Source organism: Salinicola sp. MH3R3-1, assembly GCF_001937155.1.
GTDB classification, from domain to species: Bacteria; Pseudomonadota; Gammaproteobacteria; order Pseudomonadales; family Halomonadaceae; genus Salinicola; species Salinicola halophyticus.
The window spans coordinates 1-657 of record NZ_MSDP01000124.1; the positions used below are offsets into that span (position 1 = coordinate 1).

Sequence of the window (657 nt, forward strand, 5' to 3'; positions counted from 1 at the left end):
CTTTTAACCAATTGGTCGTAGGTTCGAATCCTACACGACCCACCATCGATCTCTTCCTCGCCTTCATGGCACCGATTCGGCACTCCCCGCCGGTCGTACGTTCTGGGTCGTTAGCTCAGTTGGTAGAGCAGTTGGCTTTTAACCAATTGGTCGTAGGTTCGAATCCTACACGACCCACCATCTCGTTTTTTCCTGTCATTGCCGCCAAACCGATGCGCGTTTCCGTACGCCTGTGTTACTGATTGAGAATTCCCTCAGGAGACCTCTCATGGCGTCCCGTTCATTCCGGCCCGATTGTTCCAGTCCATCACGCCCATCTCGATCCGAACCGCCCCGGTCGGCCACTGATTACCGTCATGCCAACGAATCTGTCGGCAGCGTCGAGCAGATCTACGGGGGCCAGCTGGTCCCGGATCTGGCGGTCAGCACTTTCCGCAATATCGATCGACTGTTTCCTTCCCGGGTCATTGCGGCCGGAGGGCGCCCACGCCCGCTGCCGCCGATCTCGCAGAACCTCGAGGGTTGGGTGGCCACGGTGAACGGTGAGCCTTACGACCTTTACGACTACCTCGCGTTGAACAATGTCACCGGGCTTCTGGTCCTGCACCGGGGCAACGTCCTTTATGAGACCTATCAGCGGGGCAATGCGCCGGATAC

General features: G+C 58.1%; 1 tRNA gene and 1 pseudogene. Both read left to right on the plus strand.

The features are described 5' to 3' along the window. Positions 1–104 precede the first annotated feature (104 nt). Positions 105–180 (plus strand) — tRNA-Lys (locus BTW08_RS18680). 88 nt (positions 181–268) lie between these two features. Then, positions 269–657: pseudogene (locus tag BTW08_RS18685) on the plus strand (hypothetical protein); the annotation flags it as partial.